Source organism: Haloprofundus marisrubri, assembly GCF_001469955.1.
In the GTDB taxonomy this organism is placed as follows: domain Archaea; phylum Halobacteriota; class Halobacteria; order Halobacteriales; family Haloferacaceae; genus Haloprofundus; species Haloprofundus marisrubri.
Map to the genome: position 1 here is coordinate 392,765 of NZ_LOPU01000029.1, position 16,778 is coordinate 409,542.

Annotated in this window: 22 protein-coding genes; 13 read left to right on the forward strand and 9 right to left on the reverse strand. The window is 64.5% G+C overall.

Annotation, left to right across the window (positions count from 1 at the left end; translation table 11 throughout):
• Positions 1-15: 15 nt before the first annotated feature.
• From arcS to yqeC, 4 genes are all read left to right on the forward strand, one after another.
• Positions 16-1,773, forward strand: coding sequence for an archaeosine synthase subunit alpha (gene arcS, locus AUR64_RS12360; RefSeq protein ID WP_058582252.1), 1,758 nt, complete (start codon positions 16-18; stop codon positions 1,771-1,773).
• 449 nt (positions 1,774-2,222) lie between these two features.
• Positions 2,223-2,771, forward strand: coding sequence for a hypothetical protein (locus AUR64_RS12365; RefSeq protein ID WP_155120602.1), 549 nt, complete (start codon positions 2,223-2,225; stop codon positions 2,769-2,771).
• A gap of 119 nt (positions 2,772-2,890) precedes the next feature.
• On the forward strand, positions 2,891-3,277 hold the full coding sequence (locus AUR64_RS12370) for a hypothetical protein (protein ID WP_058582254.1): 387 nt from the start codon (positions 2,891-2,893) through the stop codon (positions 3,275-3,277).
• Between the two features lie 6 nt (positions 3,278-3,283).
• The gene (gene yqeC / locus AUR64_RS12375) at positions 3,284-4,027 is read left to right on the forward strand and encodes a selenium cofactor biosynthesis protein YqeC (protein WP_058582255.1); all 744 of its coding nucleotides are present in this window, start codon (positions 3,284-3,286) and stop codon (positions 4,025-4,027) included.
• A gap of 34 nt (positions 4,028-4,061) precedes the next feature.
• Here yqeC and AUR64_RS12380 read toward each other — a convergent pair whose 3' ends face one another.
• Together AUR64_RS12380 and AUR64_RS12385 are read right to left on the reverse strand one after the other, a co-directional pair.
• The gene (locus AUR64_RS12380; RefSeq protein ID WP_058582256.1) at positions 4,062-4,589 is read right to left on the reverse strand and encodes a hypothetical protein; all 528 of its coding nucleotides are present in this window, start codon (positions 4,587-4,589) and stop codon (positions 4,062-4,064) included.
• The gene (locus tag AUR64_RS12385) at positions 4,586-5,215 is read right to left on the reverse strand and encodes a molybdenum cofactor guanylyltransferase (RefSeq protein ID WP_058582257.1); all 630 of its coding nucleotides are present in this window, start codon (positions 5,213-5,215) and stop codon (positions 4,586-4,588) included. Before AUR64_RS12385 ends, AUR64_RS12380 begins: the two co-directional genes overlap by 4 nt.
• A gap of 129 nt (positions 5,216-5,344) precedes the next feature.
• Between AUR64_RS12385 and AUR64_RS12390 the strand changes: the two genes are divergently transcribed.
• Both AUR64_RS12390 and AUR64_RS12395 read left to right on the forward strand, forming a co-directional pair.
• Positions 5,345-7,162, forward strand: a complete 1,818-nt coding sequence (locus AUR64_RS12390; protein ID WP_058582258.1) for an aldehyde ferredoxin oxidoreductase family protein — start codon at positions 5,345-5,347, stop codon at positions 7,160-7,162.
• Positions 7,163-7,168: 6 nt separating this feature from the next.
• A complete protein-coding gene (locus AUR64_RS12395) occupies positions 7,169-7,435 on the forward strand; it encodes a hypothetical protein (protein ID WP_058582259.1) in 267 nt (88 codons plus the stop codon).
• 599 nt (positions 7,436-8,034) lie between these two features.
• On the opposite strand, the gene AUR64_RS20535 is transcribed toward AUR64_RS12395, so the two are convergent.
• The 3 genes from AUR64_RS20535 to AUR64_RS21050 all read right to left on the reverse strand — a co-directional run bounded on the left by AUR64_RS20535 (position 8,035) and on the right by AUR64_RS21050 (position 8,867).
• Positions 8,035-8,235: a hypothetical protein gene (locus AUR64_RS20535; RefSeq protein ID WP_155120603.1), complete on the reverse strand. Its 201-nt coding sequence runs from the start codon at positions 8,233-8,235 to the stop codon at positions 8,035-8,037.
• Positions 8,236-8,335: 100 nt separating this feature from the next.
• On the reverse strand, positions 8,336-8,554 hold the full coding sequence (locus AUR64_RS12400) for a hypothetical protein (protein WP_058582260.1): 219 nt from the start codon (positions 8,552-8,554) through the stop codon (positions 8,336-8,338).
• Positions 8,555-8,651: 97 nt separating this feature from the next.
• Positions 8,652-8,867 (reverse strand): hypothetical protein, encoded by a 216-nt coding sequence (locus tag AUR64_RS21050; protein ID WP_058582261.1) that lies wholly within the window; start codon positions 8,865-8,867, stop codon positions 8,652-8,654.
• 373 nt (positions 8,868-9,240) lie between these two features.
• On the opposite strand from AUR64_RS21050, the gene AUR64_RS12410 reads away from it, so the two are divergent.
• From AUR64_RS12410 to AUR64_RS12420, 3 genes are read left to right on the forward strand one after another with little or no spacing between them, the layout of a single operon-like run.
• Complete coding sequence (locus tag AUR64_RS12410) at positions 9,241-9,519, forward strand: ubiquitin-like small modifier protein 1 (RefSeq protein WP_058582262.1); 279 nt, start codon at positions 9,241-9,243, stop codon at positions 9,517-9,519.
• A gap of 1 nt (position 9,520) precedes the next feature.
• Positions 9,521-9,826 carry a hypothetical protein gene (locus tag AUR64_RS12415; protein ID WP_058582263.1) on the forward strand — a complete coding sequence of 102 codons (306 nt, stop codon included), beginning with the start codon at positions 9,521-9,523 and terminating at the stop codon, positions 9,824-9,826.
• A gap of 1 nt (position 9,827) precedes the next feature.
• Positions 9,828-10,262: a hypothetical protein gene (locus AUR64_RS12420; RefSeq protein WP_240479607.1), complete on the forward strand. Its 435-nt coding sequence runs from the start codon at positions 9,828-9,830 to the stop codon at positions 10,260-10,262.
• A gap of 53 nt (positions 10,263-10,315) precedes the next feature.
• On the opposite strand, the gene AUR64_RS12425 is transcribed toward AUR64_RS12420, so the two are convergent.
• Positions 10,316-12,199, reverse strand: coding sequence for a S9 family peptidase (locus tag AUR64_RS12425; protein WP_058582264.1), 1,884 nt, complete (start codon positions 12,197-12,199; stop codon positions 10,316-10,318).
• A gap of 133 nt (positions 12,200-12,332) precedes the next feature.
• On the opposite strand from AUR64_RS12425, the gene AUR64_RS12430 reads away from it, so the two are divergent.
• The 3 genes from AUR64_RS12430 to AUR64_RS12440 all read left to right on the forward strand — a co-directional run bounded on the left by AUR64_RS12430 (position 12,333) and on the right by AUR64_RS12440 (position 14,840).
• Positions 12,333-13,127 carry an AzlC family ABC transporter permease gene (locus AUR64_RS12430; RefSeq protein ID WP_058582265.1) on the forward strand — a complete coding sequence of 265 codons (795 nt, stop codon included), beginning with the start codon at positions 12,333-12,335 and terminating at the stop codon, positions 13,125-13,127.
• Complete coding sequence (locus tag AUR64_RS12435; protein ID WP_058582266.1) at positions 13,124-13,492, forward strand: AzlD domain-containing protein; 369 nt, start codon at positions 13,124-13,126, stop codon at positions 13,490-13,492. The genes AUR64_RS12430 and AUR64_RS12435 overlap by 4 nt, the downstream gene beginning before the upstream one ends.
• Positions 13,493-13,556: 64 nt before the next feature.
• Positions 13,557-14,840, forward strand: coding sequence for a cation:proton antiporter (locus tag AUR64_RS12440; RefSeq protein WP_058582267.1), 1,284 nt, complete (start codon positions 13,557-13,559; stop codon positions 14,838-14,840).
• A 6-nt stretch (positions 14,841-14,846) separates the two neighbouring features.
• On the opposite strand, the gene AUR64_RS12445 is transcribed toward AUR64_RS12440, so the two are convergent.
• Complete coding sequence (locus AUR64_RS12445; protein WP_058582268.1) at positions 14,847-15,488, reverse strand: class I SAM-dependent methyltransferase; 642 nt, start codon at positions 15,486-15,488, stop codon at positions 14,847-14,849.
• A 113-nt stretch (positions 15,489-15,601) separates the two neighbouring features.
• Here AUR64_RS12445 and AUR64_RS12450 point away from each other — a divergent pair, with 113 nt between their 5' ends.
• A complete protein-coding gene (locus AUR64_RS12450; RefSeq protein WP_058582269.1) occupies positions 15,602-16,054 on the forward strand; it encodes an SRPBCC domain-containing protein in 453 nt (150 codons plus the stop codon).
• 4 nt (positions 16,055-16,058) lie between these two features.
• Here AUR64_RS12450 and AUR64_RS12455 read toward each other — a convergent pair whose 3' ends face one another.
• Together AUR64_RS12455 and AUR64_RS12460 are read right to left on the reverse strand one after the other, a co-directional pair.
• Entirely contained in the window at positions 16,059-16,331 is a 273-nt protein-coding gene (locus AUR64_RS12455; protein ID WP_155120604.1) for a hypothetical protein, read from the reverse strand.
• Between the two features lie 49 nt (positions 16,332-16,380).
• Positions 16,381-16,635: a hypothetical protein gene (locus AUR64_RS12460; protein ID WP_058582271.1), complete on the reverse strand. Its 255-nt coding sequence runs from the start codon at positions 16,633-16,635 to the stop codon at positions 16,381-16,383.
• Between the last annotated feature and the right edge of the window lie 143 nt (positions 16,636-16,778).

A 16,778-nucleotide genomic window follows, 5' to 3' on the forward strand; every position in this document is an offset into this window, starting at 1 on the left:
TCGCAGAGAGCGACCATGACCGATTACTTCGAGGTGCACGCCCGCGACGGGGCCGCTCGCCTCGGCGAACTCCGCCTCTCGGAGTCGCGCACCACGCCCGCACTCGTCGACGACGTCGTCTCCGACGCCGGCAGTCTCTGGGCCGCCGAACGCGACGCCCCCGAGGGCGACGAAAATAACCTCACCGTGTTGCCGCACCGTGGTTTCCCCGCAGGCACGCGCGAGGAAGTCAAAGAGTCGTTCGCCGTCGACTACCCCGACACCGACTACCCGAGTGCGGCCGTCGTCGCCTCCGACGCCGCCCGCAAGGTGGGCGCCGACGCCTATATTCTCTCGGACGCCCACGGCTTCGTCGGCCACGCCGCCGCGTTCAAAGATTCGGTAATCGAGGCCCGCGAGTCGCTGCCGGCGGACACCGCCCTGTATCTCTCGGGGGTGGCGACGCCGACGAACGTGGCGACGCTCGCATATGCCGGAGTCGACCTCGTCGACGCCAAGCGCGCCCGCGTCAAAGGCTTCGAGGGCAGGTACTTCACGAGCGACGCCGAGTACTTCCTCGAAGACCTCGACGAACTCCCCTGCGCGTGTTCGGCGTGTCTCGGCGGCCGCGAGGAGTTCACCCGCGAGGACTGCGCCGAACACAACGAGAACGTCCTGAAAGCCGAGTTGGCGACGGTTCGTCGCCGCATCCGCGACGGCCGACTCCGCGACTACGTCGAAGGGCAGGCCCGCCACGACGTGTGGCTCACCGCCGCCTTCCGCGAGTTCGACCAGCAGTACGGCTACTTGGAGGAGCGAACGCCGGTCATCCGTGACTCGGAACTCACGGCGGCGACCGAAGACTCGCTTCGGCGCGTCGAGATTCAGCGCTTCGCCGAACGGGTGACGACCCGATACCGAAACCGGTTCGATACGCCCTTGGTGCTCGTCCCGTGTTCGGCCCGGAAGCCGTACAGCGAATCTCAGAGCCACGGCCAGTACCACGACGCCATCCAGTTCCGTGCCCACCAAGCGTCGATGACGTCGCCTATCGGCGTCGTCCCGCAGGAACTCGAACTCACCTATCCGGCCCAGCACTACGATTCGGTGGTGACGGGCCGGTGGTCCGAGGACGAAAAGCGGTTCGTCACCGAGGTGCTGCGGCGCTATCTCGAACGCAACGAGTACCCGCGCGTCGTCGCCCACGTTCCCCCGGAGGGCTACCGCGATATCGTCGAGCGCGTCGAAAAGGAGGTCGATATGCCGTTCGAGTACACGGTCGAAGACCACCCGACGACGACCGAGTCGCTGGCGAATCTCGCGTCGACGCTGTCGAACGAACCCAAGTACCGAAAGCGCGAACGCGAGCACAACACGGTGAAAGCCATCGCCGACTACCAGTTCGGCGACGACGCGGGCGACGCCCTGTTTTCGGACGTCGACGTCCGGATGACCAGTCGTTACCCCAAGTTGCAGGTCCGAGACGGCGACGGCGAGCAGTTGGCGACGATGGTGCCGCAGTACGGCGTGTTGTCGTTCACGCTCGAAGGCGCGCGCGTGTGGGACGCTTCGGACGCGCCGACGAAACGCATCGAAATCGACGGATTCGTCCCGCACGGCAGCGTCCTCGCTCCGGGTGTCGTCGACGCCGACGAGGAGATTCGGCCCGGCGACGAGGTGGTCGTAGACGGGCCGAAAGCGTTCGCCGTCGGTAGAGCGGAGATGTCGGGTCCGGAGATGACGGAATCGACACGCGGCATCGGTGCAGAGATCCGACACGTCGAAGAGAAATAGCGACCGTTTACGACCGTTCACGGTGGAACCGTCGGAACGAATTTCGCCGCTGTAGGCCGTCTACGTGTGTTTTTTGACCATCTGTTGCGAAATGTTTCATTTCTGAAAAACAGTCTCGAATCAGGTACCGAGTCACCCTGTTCCCGAGTCAGTGCGAGAGAAGGCCGTACCGAAACGAATCGACGCTTGTGGTCGGTTTTCATCGACGCATAAGACTCACAAACTGCGTATTTACGCGGTGGACGGTTGTGGCTATTTATTCGATATCGTGTTCTACGATGCTTCGTCGGACACGGCCACCGGAACCGGGCCTCCGGACCGGGCCGACACACGAGCCATGTCACAGACCCAATACCACGGCAACGGACTCGGACAGGGCACCGACCCGAGTCGTCCAGCGAGGACGACTGCGCCGACTACACCGGTGCGTACTCTCGGGGTGATTGATGATGGTCGCTACGACCACTGACATCGTTGCCCCGAACGGGTGGATGTGCGAGCGCCTCTCGGACGACCACGTGACGTTCGTCCCCGAGCGGTGGCGACTCTCGCTTCACGCCGTTCGACTGCCGAACAAAGAGTGGGAACTGTACTGTCGTGAGAACGCAGGGGAGGCGACGAGTGCGACGACTATCGGCTTCACGCAGACGCGGTCGTCGGCGATTGCGGCGTTCGTCGAAGCGATGGAGTGGATAAACACCGTCGCCGACCCGAAGCGCCGCGAACACGAGGTGACCGAGATTCCGGTGCGCGTCGGCGCGCTGGTCGACCACCTCACCGCCCGTTCCGACGTGCTCGAAGGCGAGACGTGGGGATGCACCCGCGGACGACCGTCCGATACCGACGGCGGGTCGGGCGGGTCCCGTCGCCACATGCCGCCGACGGGCAACGGCTCTCGATGCACGGCCGAGGATATCTGGGAGTCGCTGGCGAATCACAGATTCCGCCAAACCCGCCGCGGCAGCGGACAGAACGCGCCGAACTCCTCGACGGGGTGAGGCGACCCGACGGACGAGATTGAGACGCCACACGTTCACCGACCCGTTCGAAGACTTTTGGGGGGTCTCGAACGGACCGGCGAGCGAACTTTTTAGACGCGGCCGCGTGACTGCGAGCCATGGAGCAGATTTCACTCGGTGTGCCCCGTCGAATCGTCGACTCGCTACCCGACGACAGCGACGCCGCCGCCCAAGACATGCAGCGAGCCGTCGAGGGCATCGAATCACGCATCAACCGTGCCGTCGACGAAGCCGAAAGCGAGGCCGAAGCCGCCGAGTACGTCACCGACGCGCTCGAACGACTGGAGTCGCAACTCGAACGCTACGACGAGTTCGTTCCGGAGCTCCGTGCGTGGGGCCAGTCGCCCATCTACGCCATCGCGTGGCGTAACCTCCACGCCGACCTCATGCTCCAGTTGTACGAAATCGACTGGTTGACCGAGCACATCGACCGCGAACGGAACCACCGCCTCGTCGAGGACGGCATCCGCTTCGGGAAGCGCTAGCGGCCGATGCACCTCGCAGACGCCCTCGACGCCCGCGAGGGAATGACCTGCGTCGTCGGCGCAGGGGGGAAGAAAACGACGATGTACGCGTTAGCGTCGCGTCTCGACCGGGCCGTCGTCACCGCGTCGGTCCAGATTCCGATTCCGTCGCTCGAAGACAACGTAGAGACGGTCGTCGTCACCGACGACCCACTCGGGGCGCTCGAAGAGGCGACGCCCGACGACTTCCCGCTCGGTCTCGTCCCCGGACAGGCCGACGACGTGCGATATCACGGCTACGAGAACGAACACCTCGATACGCTCGCCGATGTCCACAACGGGCCAGTGGTCGTCAAAGCCGACGGCGCGCGGATGCGCGATTTCAAAGCGCCGAGCGACCGAGAGCCGCAGATTCCAAAGACGACCGACACGGTGCTGCCTATCGCCAGCGCGCACGTCGTCGGCGAACCGCTGGACGAGAATCTGGTTCACCGCCCCGAGCGAGTGGCCGAAATCGCGGGTATCGACGTGGGTGAGACGATTACGACCGAAACCGTTGCGGCCGTCCTCGCCAGCGCTACTGGTGGGTTGAAGCGCGTTCCTGAGGGGACGACGGCGATTCCGGTCGTGAACAAAGTCGACGACGCGGAACTGGAAGAGGTGGGCCGTAAAATCGCCTCAGAGGTGCTGGAGCGCGCGGGTGACCGCGTGGCGAAAGTGGTACTCGCGCGGATGAATCAGGAGGATGCGGTCGTGGACGTGGTTGAGTAACCACGTTTCGGTGGAACGACTCTGTTGTACCCCGTTACCGTTTGGCAGTGAGTTCGACCCAGAGAGTCACCTCTCCTGCCTCTCGTTTTTCACCGTCTGGGTCGCCGATACGAAGGCTCGCCGTCGACTCGAACCGGTACGTCCCGCTGGGAAAGCACGCCTCTCCGTCCAGTTCGAGCGGCACGTGCTCGCGACCACGTACCTCTCCCGGTCCGACCCCGTACGACAGTCCGGTGTCTCCTTTCACTATCGGCCCGTCGAATCGCCAGCACTCGTCGACTGGTGCATCGGGAACCATCCACTGGTCGGCAGGGCCGGTGATGCCGTACGTGTCTACTATCGGCGCGAGAAACAGCCTTGAGGGTCCGGAGCAGCTGACGAGTTCGTCGAACGGTTCTGGTACACCGGTGTCGATGAGGACCGACTGCGTCGACTCATTTGCTACCGCGAGCGTCAGTCTCGCCGGACCGTCTGCAGACATCTGGTGGCGAACCGTGGCACGAAACGACAGGTCGTCGGTACCGTCAGCCTGTGCGTCGGCTGTGAGGTGCGGCCACTTCATATCCTGTTGTCTCCCGAGGCCAACTCATCGGCCGCTTCCTCGAACTCCTCGCGCGTGTTCAGGTTCTCGAACGTCCGCAGACGTCCGTGTTCAGAAACCGCCGACTCGTCGACGACGACGTAGTCCAACTCGAACAGCGGGTCGATAATCTTGCGCGCACCCTCGGCGAGCGCTTCGTCGCAGGCATCAGCCATCGCCTCGGCCCGGTAGACTGCGTGGGTCGTCTGGAACCACTTATCCTCTAACTGCGGGACGGCGGCGTCGTGTTCCTCGACGCGCTCGAACAGGTACGAGATGACGCCGGGGTCGACGAAGGGCATGTCACAGGCGACGACGACGGCGTACTCGCCGGAGGCAGCCCGAAGACCCGTCCGAATCCCCGACATCGGCCCCTCGTCGGGCGTCTCGTCCTCGACGATAGAAACCGGATGAGGATACCCCTCGAACGCCTCCAGAACCGCCGCGCGCTGGTCGGCGCGGCAGTTGACGACGAGTTCGTCGACGACGCCGACGAGTCGGTCGCCGACGCGGCGAATCATCGGCGTGCCAGCGAGGTCGGCGGTCGCTTTGTCGGCGTCGCCGAAGCGGGTCGAGCGCCCGCCGGCGATGATGACTGCCGTGCGCATGCGTGGCGGTTCGGTCGGACGCGATAAGCCTCTTGTGTCAGGGCACATCGTCGACTGTCGGCCGCCCGCCGCCGCCCAAACTGCCGCCCCGCCAACGCTTATTGCCGTGAAGAATCATTTATATACCAGATGACGACCTCCACGCGCGACGCGGTGCTGCGGGTGGACCTCTCGACCGAAACCGTCGAGAGAGAACGTGTTCCCGACGAGTGGCGACGCGACTATCTCGGCGGCAAGGGACTGGGCGCGCGCTACCTCTACGCGGACCTCGCGCCCGGCGTCGACCCGCTCGGCCCGGACAATCTCCTCTGCTTTATGCTCGGCCCGCTGTCGGGCTACCTGCCCGGAGAGACGCGCTACGCGGCGGTGACGAAGTCGCCGCTCACGGGCGGCTTTCTCGACTCCTACAGCGGCGGGTCGTTCCCCGAACGCCTCGCCGGGTCGCTCGACGACTGTCTCGGCATTCTGGTCACCGGCCGCGCCGAGCGGCCAGTGACGCTCGTCGTCGCGGACGGAACGGCGACTATCGAACCCGCCGGCGACCGCTGGGGCGACGACACCGTCGAGACGGACGCGGCGTTCCCCGACGCCGCTGTCGCGTGCATCGGCCCCGCCGGCGAATCCGAAGTCGCCTACGCGACTATCGCCTCCGACGCCGGCGACCACCACGCCGGCCGCGGCGGCGCTGGGGCGGTGATGGGCTCGAAACGCCTGAAAGCCGTCGTCGCTCGGGGTGATGCACCCGAACTCCCGACAGAACTCCGGGACCTGCGCGAGCAGTACGAGCGCCGCTACGAAGACCACGAGACGGGACGTTGGCAGGCCGCGGGCGAGACGCTGGAGAGCGTCGACTTCGCGAACGAAGTCGGCGTCCTCGCCACCGAAGGGTGGCAACGTGGACAGTTCGACGCGGCCGAGAACATCGGCATCGAGGCGGCGCGCGAGGCCGCCGTTGGGCGCGAACACGACAGCGACCCCGCTCCGGGCGGGTTCCGGGTACCGACCGAGGGAAGCGACCACGAGAGCGTTCCACGCGGGGCCGCGCCGATGACGCTCGGGGCCGGACTCGGCATGGAGGAGTTCGACGCCGTCGCGGCGCTGGGCGAGACGTGCGACCGACTCGGGATTGACGTGATAAGCGCCGGAAACGCCGTTGCGTGGGCAATCCGCGCCGCCGACGCCGAACTCCTCGACACCGACGCCCGATTCGGCGACGAGTCGGCGGCCCGGCGACTGCTCGCCGAGATTGCGACGCGCGAGGGCGAACTGGCCGACGCGCTCGCGGACGGCGTCGCCGACGCCGCCGAGCGTTACGGCGGCGAGGCGCTGGTCCCGACCGTCAAATCGATGGAACTGCCGTCGTACGACCCCCGCGGTGCGATTGGGATGGCGCTGGCGTACGCGACGAGCGACCGAGGGGCCTGTCACCGGCGCGCGCGTCCGGTCGAACGCGAGGTGTTCGAGACGTGGGACGACGCCGACGTGGTCGACGCCGTTGCGGGTGCCCAAACCGTTCGTTCGGTACTTTGGAGCCTCGTTGCCGACGACTTCGTCGGTGAAACGATGTGGGACGACCTCGGCGCGGCGTGGTTGGACGCGGTCGGTCTTCCACACGACGCCGCCGAACTGAGCCAAACCGGTGAGCGAATCTGGACGCTCGTTCGCCTGTTCAACGTCCGCGAGGGGTTCGACCGGAGCGACGACACACTCCCCGACGCACTGCGCCGACCGCTCACCGACGGCCCGGCGGCCGGACGCGCTATCGACCCCGAAGCGTTCGACCGACTGCTCGACGCCTACTACGTCGCCCGCGGCTGGGGACCCGACGGCCGACCGACCGAAGCGACCGTCGAACGACTCGGCCTCGGTGCCGTCGTCGACGACGCGACGCCGCTGGCCGAACAGTTGCAGGTGGACGTACACTTTTGTGATTTCGCCACGCAATAGCACAGTATGAGCCTCAGAAACGGCTTCCGTCAATCGTGGGTGCTCACGTTCGGCATCATCGCCGCGATGGCGTGGCTGACCCTCACCGCGATTCGGGTGTTCTCGCTCGTCGAGTCGCCGTTGACGTGGACGGCCCCGACCATCGGGTCGGGCGCGACGGGCGGCCTCGTCGGTATCACCGTGATGGCCGTTTTCGTCGGCGTGCTGGTGGTGTTGGTCGGCGAACTCGGCGAGTCCACCCTTGCGTCGGGCGCGTGGCTACCCGAGAAGTGAGTTGAGACGACACAGGTTGTGGGTATCGAGTGTGGCCACTTCGGGTGGCTATCCCGGGTGGTTCGACTGTTTCGGCGTCTCCTCGTCGTTCCCGTCGGGGACTGCACCTATCTGTGTTGGTTATCACCGTCGTAATGATAGTCGCCGTGTCGTGCGTGAGGTGGAAGTGATACTTCGGCGTCCAACGGACGATAGGCCTCCAGATGCCAGTGACGAGGAGATTCCTCGGTCTCGCATTCGCCTCGGGATTCGGTGTTGGTGACGCTGCTGACTGCGGGGTTTCCCGCCGTTGTAGACAGGGCTGCCCGGCGTCGGGAGATGACTTTGTGCAGGTTCCCAATCTGTTATGGAATCAGCTTTTCAATAGGGGGAGTCTTACGCCGATTCGATTGTCAGCACGTACCGCCTGCGGACCTGATGGGGGCGGAGTTTCAGCAAGTCGTTCTTGTGCACGGCTCGCTGGCTGACAATCGGTACTTCTCTCCACCGAGCGTCAGCGATGTGATTTCAGACGACTCTCTGTGTGACGAGTTCGTCTCCGAACCCCACGAGGCCCGAGGTGACGCCCGACGCAAGCACGACAAACCAGTACGCGATGCTCATTCTTCGGTGACGGTGTGCGTGTTCGTGCTCGTGCTGCCCGACGCGGCCCGAGAGACCACACTGCCCAAGAATCCGAGCGCTGCGAGGACTATCCCCACGTGGGGAATCGGGGTCGCATCGAGTCCGTAGAGTTGCATCCAACTCCCGAACAGAATCAGTGCGATACCGAAGAGGAGGGTGTCTCTTGCTAGAGGCATGTGCGTACCCCTGATTCTAACCGACGTGTCTTATCTTTCACTCACTCTCGCCCGGAAACAGCTGTGACGACTGGGTCCGCCTCCTGAACTACTTTCCAGTTCACTCCTCGTGGTTTGCCGTCGGAGTGAGTCGCCGAAACACGGAAGCGAACGGTTTCAGGAGGAGAACTGCGACGACGAGAAAAACCAAAACCGCCCCGCCGTCGGAGACGCCGAGTTCCACTGCCCCGATTGCGACGGCTCCTGCGACGACGAGATACACCCAGAACGCGACGACGACGGGGACGTACCCGTGCGTCGGGGAGGGCGTCTGGTACATATCTGTGCGTTCGCTTACACTGTAATAGGTTTTCTGCACGGACTGTTCGGCTAATTCACTCGGTATTCGGTGTCCGGAACCCCAAAGAAGAGAGGACTCACACCACCAACCCACCGAACACCAAGAGCGCTCCAACCGTGACGAGGACAGAACCCAGTATTCGACCGTACGTCTCCTGTCTCTGTTTCGCCTTCTCTGGGTTCTTCTGCCACTGTCGAGGACTCTGGAAACTCCGGATTCGGTGCGGAAAGATGTGCGCTACAGCGCCGAACGAGAGGACGACCACCCCTATCAGGACGATTCCAAAATCCATCTCTCTGTCATTTTCGAGCAGTCATGCTATAGGTTCCGGTCGGTCGAACGTTCGAGGAGGTACGTTCGAACGGACAGTTGACGTCGAGGTGTAGTACCTCGTCCAAACAACTACGATGACTACGCCAACAGTAGTCCCACGTTCGACCCGCCCACGTCGTCGACGCAGGTTCGCAACGCCTCCAACGTGCTCATCGTCGCCGCAATCGGGCTGTTTCTGGTTTTGCGATGGCGGCGAGCGTGCTCCTGTGACCCATCGGGTCGACGCGTCCACGAACCAGCGAACCGTTCTACTCCGAAGTCGAGACCACGTCACCGAAAACGCGAACTGCCGCCCAGCACACCTTTTTACGGCTTCCACACCTTCTGCGACCATGCAACTTCAACTGCGGTTCTTCGCCACGTTCCGCGAAGCCGTCGGGCAGAAAACCATCGAGCGGGAGTACGACGAGGGACTCGTCGTCGGCGAGGTGCTCTCGGCGCTCGAATCGGAGTTCGACGGTCTCGAAGGGCAGTTGCTCGAAAACGGCGACCTCAAACCCCAAATCAACGTGCTGAAAAACGGCCGCGAGGTGCTGCACATGCAGGGTATCGAGACGACGATGGAAGACGGCGACACGCTGAGCGTGTTCCCGCCGGTGGCCGGTGGCTGAGATGACGGATACGACCGATACGAAAGACGCGGCAAAGACGGAGACAGAGACGAAGACGGTCGAGAAGTCGTTTCGGGGCATCTCCGAGCGCCTCGCCGCACACTATCTGACGAATCTCGGCGGCGAGCGTGTTGAGGAGGACAGAGTCGTCGGCGACGATTGGGAGGCGACGCTCTCTTCGAAGAAAGTCGATATCGGCCCGACGCTCGACATCACCGAAGTGACGCTCGTCTTCGAGGGCGACGCCGAGACGCTGGACCCGTTGATAGAGCAGTTTTCACAGAAAGCGATGCGCGCCGGTGGCTGAGATGCCCGAGGGAGACGACGGAAACGACGAGAGTGCTGACGTAGCCTCTGCCGACGACGCCGAGTCGGCCGTCGTCGACATCGACGACGTCCCCATCGAAGGACAAATCATGCTCGTCGCGGGCGCAAAAGCGAGCATTCCACCGGAACGTCTTCCCGACCTTCTGACCCGGGCGCAGGCCGACCTCGGCGGCCGAATACAGGAGTACCGCCGTCGCTACGAACTCGTCGACGAGACCGACGAGTACGCGGCGTTCTTCGTCCCCACCGACCACTGGGACGAGGTCGGCGAACGACTCGAACTCGGCCGCCGAGAGACCGACGCGCTCCGCCGAACGCACGAAGAACAGTTGCGCCGAATCGGTCGCTGCAGCGAGCGACGAGAGGAGTTCGATGCCGCGCTCGAAATCAGGCAGGCCGCAGTTATCGGCCTGTAGCTGCGAGGCCGGTCCGTTGCTACCGAGGTCGACCTGCCGTTATACCCGACCGCTCAGAGTCTGCGGTCGAGGTAATCGCCGACGTACGAGTACGCCCGCACTTTCTGGTCGATGTCCGTCGACCCGTGTCCTTCCTCGCCGAGTTCGGTGTACTCGAACTCACCGTCGCTGCGCTCCGCTTGCGACGAGTCTCCGCTCGCACCACTCGCGGAGACACCGCCTTCGGCTTCCGTCCACCCGCGCTCTTTCAGCGCGTCGCGGAAGACGCGCGCCTGCGAAATCGGACAGCGAACGTCGTTGACGCCGTGAACGATGTACAGCGGCGGTTCCGCTTTCTCGACGTGTTCGATGGCACTGCGGTCCCGCCAGAGTTCGTAGTCGTCTTCGGGGTCGCCCATCTGCGTCTCCAAGAACGTCTGGTAGTGTGGCATCGCCTCCTCGTGCATCAGATGCAAGTCGGTGATGCCGACCCACGCGACGCCCGTCTTCCAGAGTTCGGGGCGCTGGACGAGTTGCATGAACGTCGAGTACCCGCCGTAAGAGCCGCCGAAAACGGCGAGTCGGTCGTCGTCGACCCACTCCTCGTCGGCCAACCAACGTGCGCCCGCAGCGATGTCTTCCTGTTCGAGTCCGCCCCAGTCGCCGTGAATCGCGTTCTTGAATTCGCGGCCACGGCCGATAGAGCCGCGGTAGTTGGGTAGAAGCACCGTGTAGCCTTTCGCCGCGAGAAACTGCGCGTAGAGGTTGAACGCCTTCGAGGACCACGAGTGCGGGCCGCCGTGAACCATCACGACGGCGGGCGAGGGGTCGCTCCCGGCGGCCGTCTCACGGGCGTCGTACAGCAGCGCCCCGATATCGAGGCCGTCTGTCGACTCGTAGGTGACGTACTCGGCGTCGACGAACGCCTCGGGGTCGATATCGCCGTAGTCGGGTTCGACGAGCGTCATCGACTCGTGGCTGTCGAGGTCGTACGCCAGAAGCGTCGGCCGCGCCGTCGGTGTCGTGTGCGTGACCAGCAGCGTCCCGTCGTCGGCGACGGAGCCGCCGACGTTGGCGACGCCTTCCGGTAACTCGAACTCCTCGCTCTCACCCGTTTCGAGGTCGTAGACGACGGGGAGCGTGCCGGCCTCACGCATTCGCGTGACGACGACACGGTCACCCTCGGGGCCGAAGGTGACGCCGGACTCTTCGTGTTCGCCGTCACCGAGCCACTCCACCTCGTCGGATTCGAGGTCGTAGACGCCAGCGCGGCCGAGGTCCTCGCTGTTGTCGGTGACGAGCACCGCGTCGCCGTCGGGATGCCAGTCGCTCGGGCCGACCTCCGTGCCGACGGTGCCGACGTCGAGTTTCTGTTTCTCGCTCCCGTCGGCGTTCATCACGTAGGCGTCGTAGTTCTCCAAATTCTCGGTGTCGTTGGCCGCGTAGGCGACTCGCTCGCCGTCCGGCGAGAACGACGCGTTGCCGGCCGGGAACGCGTACTCGGTCAGTTGTTCGGTCTCACCGGACTCGGTGTCGTAGCGGTAGACGTTCATCTGCTGGTTCGCGTCGCTCGTGTACAGCAGGTACCGACCGTCTTCGGTCACGTCGTGGAGAATCGCCTGCCCCTCGATTTCGACGACGGGGCCGACCGACGCCATCTCGCCGTCGTCGTTGAGTGCAACGGCGTGGATATCGTTCTGCTCGTCGCCGTTGGCGTCTAGGTGAAAGAAAACGCGCTCGCCTGTCGCGTCCCACGCCACTGGCCAGCGGGCGTTTCGTGGCACTTCGCCGTCGGTGATGCGTCGCCGTTCGCCGCTCTCGACGTCGATTACGTGCAACTCGTTGCGCCCGGACTCGTCGTAGTACAGCGCTACCCGGTCGCCGTCGGGTGAGAGTTTCGGGTGGTGAAAGGAAGGCAGTCGCGCGAGGTCCATCGGCGTGAACGTGTCGTCTGTCATCAACGTTCGTGGCACGGAGAGCCGTCGCATAAGGGTTTCCTGAAGCGTAGTTCACTCAGCCTGTTGAGATGACGGCACCGACAGCCGTTGCCGGATAGACAGGAGTTTCACCGCCGGTGTTCCGAGAGTTTCTATGAACGTTCCCACGGAACTCAGGGCGGGAATCCGGGACGCGGTGCCACTGTTTCTCGGCATCGTCCCGTTCGCCGTCGTTTTTGGGGTTGCTGCCGTCGACGCGGGACTCTCGGCGGCGCAAGCCGTCGGTCTCTCGGTGTTCGTCTTCGCCGGCGCGTCGCAGTTGGCGACGCTCGATTTGCTCGCGCGAGACGCAGCCATCCCGGTGGTCGTGCTCACGGCTGTCGTCATCAACCTCCGGATGTTGATGTACTCGGCCTCGATTGCGCCGTACTTCCGCTCGCTGGCCGGCCGCACCAAGGCGTTTCTGGCGTATCTGCTGACCGACCAGGCGTACGCGCTCTCGGTGGCACACTACGGACCGCTCGACCGGACCGAGGCCGCGTCGACGTCCGACGACCGGCACGTCGACGAAAACAACCGAGAACCCGACGTTGAAAGACGCGAGAGGAATGCGACGAATCAAACAACGAATACGCTCTCGGCGGCCGACCGCCGCTGGTACTATCTCGGTGTGGCGGCGAGTCTCTGGGCCGTCTGGCAGGTGGGAACCGTCGCCGGACTCGTCGTCGGCACCGGCGTTCCCGAGAGTTGGGGCCTCGAATTCACCGTCCCACTGGTGTTCTTGGCACTCCTCGTTCCGGCGATGAAAGACGTGCCGACGACGGCGGCCGGCGCCGTCGGCGGTGTCGTCGCCGTCGTCACCGCCGGACTGCCGCTGAACCTCGGTCTGCTCGTCGGCGCGACGGTGGGTATCGTCGCGGGACTCGTCGCGGAGCGTGGTCGACAGTGACCACGACGTACCCGGCGACGACGGTGTGGGTCGTCGTGCTCGCTATCGGCGTGTTGACGTTCGCAATTCGCTTCTCGTTTATCGCGTTGTTCGGCGTTCTCGACCGGCGGTCGGGCGACGACGAGTCAGACCAAGCAGTTCCGCCGCGCGTCGCCGCGGCGCTTCGATACGTGCCACCGGCGGTGCTGGCCGCCCTCGTCTTCCCGGCCGTCGTCACCGTCGAACCGACTGTCGCCGAGACGCTCTCGAACGAACGACTGCTCGCGGGCGGCGCGGCGGCGGCTGTCGCCTGGCGTACGGAGAACGTGTTGGCGACGATTGCCGTTGGGATGGCGGTGCTGTGGACGCTGCAGTTTCTCGTTTAATCCGCACTGACTGTCAGCGTCGGGCGGACTCGAAACTAAGCACCCGCCCGTCGAACGAAACCCCGTGATAGCGCCGCTGGAAGGGGCGGTACTCCTGACGCTGTTCGTCCAACTGTTCGTCATTCTCTCGGTCGCGCTACTGCTGGGTCGACTCGCCCGGATGGTCGGCATGCCGGCCGTCGTGGGCGAACTGCTCACCGGCGTCGTTCTCGGTCCGTCGCTTCTGGGGTTGGTCGCTCCCGGCGTGTTCGGCGCGCTGTTTCCGGCGACCCCCGAACAGTTCCATCTGCTCGAAGCCATCTCGTGGCTCGGCGTCGTCTTTCTGCTTCTGACCACTGGGCTGGAGATGGATATCGACCGTCTCCGGCGGCGTGCAGGCAGCGCTGCGCTCGTCTCGACGACGGGCGTCGCAGTGCCGTTCGCACTCGGTCTCGGCGTCGCGTGGGTTCTCCCGGGATTTCTCGTCGTCGACGCCGACGACCGACTCGCGCTCGGGCTGTTTCTCGCCACGGCGATGAGCATCTCCGCGATTCCGGTTATCGCCCGCATTCTCGTCGAGACGGGGCTGGCCGCTCGCCCCGTCGGACAGGTGATGCTCGCGTCGGCGACGCTCACCGACACCGCCGGGTGGCTACTGCTGTCGCTCGTCGTCGGCTTCGCACAGTTCGGTCAGTTCGACGTCGACGCTGCGGGTCTCTCGTTGCTCGCACTCGCAGCGTTCACCGCGTTCGCGTTCACGCTCGGCCGACGAGGAACGACTGCACTGCTCCGGCGCGTCGGAACGGCCGACGGCGGCGTGCGCGGACAGGTCGCACTCGTCGCGGCGTTCGCACTCGGTTCGGGCGCGCTGACCGCCGCCTTCGGCTTCGAGGCAACGTTGGGAGCGTTGTTGGCGGGCGTCGCCGTTGGACGCGATGCGCTCGACGTCGAAGCACGGCGGGTGCTCGAAGACGTGTCGCTGGGCGTGTTCGCTCCGCTGTTCTTCGGGACCGCCGGACTGCGAGTCGACCTCACGCTGTTGGCGAACCCAGCAGTCGCGCTCGCAGGGGTCGCTTTACTCCTCGTTGCAACGGTCGGCAAACTCGTCGGCGTTTCGGGCGGGGCGCTCGTCGCCGGGTTCGACCGACGCGACGCGCTGGCGATGGGTGTCGGACTGAACGCCCGCGGCGCGCTCGAAATCGTCGTCGCCAGTATCGGCCTCGCAATCGGCCTGTTGACGCCCGCACTGTACACGATAATCGTGCTCGTCGCCATCGCCACCTCGATTCTCGCCGCAGCACTGCTCCCCGTCGTCGCGGCGAAACCGGAGCAACGTCGAGTGACCGGCCGACGGATACGACGGACTTGAGCGATTCTAGTGACTGGGTTCGGCGACGAGTTCGGTGAGAATACCCAGATATCGGTGACGAACACCATCGATATCGAGTCCGGCGTCCGAGACGACGTGTTCGGGTGTTTGATTCCACCGACAGCCCATCTGCTCGAAGTGCCACGGGGCGAACCGGTCTTGGAGTTTGGCCAGCGGTTCGACACCGCTCCGCCCGTGTTCGAGCAACAGAATTCGGCCGTCGGGCTTGCAGACACGCGCCATCTCTTCGAGCGCCGCGACCGGGTCCGGGAACGTACAGGTCGACAGCGACGAAACGACGGTGTCGAAACTGTCGTCTTCGAACGGGAGGGCCTCGGCGTCGGCCTCGCGGAGGTCGGCGTCGATACCGAGTTCGTCCGCACGTCGGCGTGCCCGGTTCAGCATCTCCTGACTCAGGTCGACGCCCGTGACAGAGACGCCCGCCGGCAGATACGGCAGGTTCGCCCCTGTTCCGCACGCGACGTCGAGTACGCGGCCGCTGGCCCGCGAGAACAATCGTCGTCGACTTCGGCCCAACAGCAGACGGTCGAACGGTTCGGCGCGGTCGAACCCCGCGGCGGCGTCGCCGTAGATGCGTCGGAGTTCGTCGACGGATTTTCCGGGTCGCTCCGAGTTCTCTGCGCTCACAGTACGTGATGAGCTACCGAAGACCAAAAATCGCACTCCTCCTCACAGTCGGTCTCCCGCCTTCACGAAGGCGCGCGAACCTTATCGATTCCAAGCGCGTACAATCATAGCTCATGAAACACATCCGAACGTCCATCGATATCGAAGCCCCGCCGAGCATCGTCTGGGAGATTCTCACCGACCTCGACGCCTACCACGAGTGGAACCCGTACATCACCGAAGCGAGCGGCGAGGTCGAGGAGGGCGAAATCGTCGAAATTCACGTCGAACCCACCGGGCGGCGACAGTCGACACTCGACTGTCGAGTGACGAACGTCGTCCCCGAACGCCGCCTCCAGTGGGTCGGCGAACTTCGGGTCCCGGGGCTGTTCAGGGGACGACACACCTTCGAACTCGACGCACTCGGCGACGACCGGACGCGCCTCGTCAACCGTGAGGAAGTGTCCGGGTTGCTCACGCGTTTCGTCGTCACCGAGGAGACGCCGCTGGACTACGAGTGGATGAACAAAGAACTCGCCCGGCGCGCCGAACTGTGGTTCAACCCACAGCGGACCGCCGAGGCGTGACGATTTACGGGCGGTCGTCGGACGCGGACCCCGACCCCGACTCTCGCTCGCGGACGCTTGCGAACCGCTGTGCGGCGTCGGCGATTCGCTCGAACGCGAGGACGAAGCGGTAGAGCAGATACAGCGGTATCAGCGCGAGGACCAACCAGACGACGACGAGCAGTTCTTGGAAGCCGAAGACGACGACGACCACCGAAAACAGGACGACTGCGGCGATGTACCGTCCGAACCGTCCGAGTAACATGGCGGCGGAGGGTGGAGAGCTGTCTGTACTCACGGCCGGACTGTCCGAGGTATGTCACAAAAACGTTCGGTTCTCTTTATCACTATTCGAGTGCGTCGGCGACGCGGCCGACTTCGTTGACGAGTCGATATAGGAGATAGACGATGGCGAGTTGCGGAAGAACCGTGAGGAGTGCAACCGAGAGAGATGGATTGAAGACGACGAGAGCGGCGACGGCGAGGAACACGAGAACCACAACGATTGGCTTGTACGTGAGTTTCGAGTTGTCTCCGTCGTCCTCGTCTGTGGGTCCGGATTCGACTCGGCTCTGGTCGTCCGCTGGAGGGCGTTCGCTCATGGCTCTCGGACGCCCGAACCGCGCAGAAAAGTTCGTGTTCTCGGAACTGCACGAAAATCGCGGAGCGATTTTCGACCGACGACCGAGCGGAAGGCGGCGAAGCCGCCTGAAGCGAGGGAGGAGTGTTTTTACTCCAGCTTTTG